Below are 272 nucleotides of genomic sequence, written 5' to 3'. Positions count from 1 at the left end.
TGGAAGTGCAGCAATGCATGGAGCTGACCAGTACTAATCGGTCGAGGGCTTATCCAAACAAATACCCCGAGCATGACGGGGATGCGCAAGTTCGTTTCGTATCTAGTTTTCAGGCGATCAAGCCTGAGGAGAAGATGTGGGGTCGTTATCAAGGACTGATATTTTCTCGCAGCGATTTCGAGAAGCGGAAGCTTCGAAAAATCATGTTTGGTGGCGATGGCGGAGGGGTTCCACGCGTACCCATCCCGAACACGACCGTTAAGCCCTCCAGC

The 272-nt window shown here is 52.2% G+C and carries 1 rRNA gene; it reads left to right on the top strand.

The window, feature by feature from the left end:
* Positions 1 to 206: 206 nt before the first annotated feature.
* A 5S ribosomal RNA gene (gene rrf / locus KJS63_RS25895) occupies positions 207 to 272 on the top strand; the annotation flags it as partial.

Origin of the sequence: Paenibacillus sp. J22TS3 (genome assembly GCF_018403205.1) — a bacterium.
Lineage (GTDB): Bacteria > Bacillota > Bacilli > Paenibacillales > Paenibacillaceae > Fontibacillus > Fontibacillus tuaregi.
This window is presented reverse-complemented; position numbering and strand designations above follow the sequence as displayed.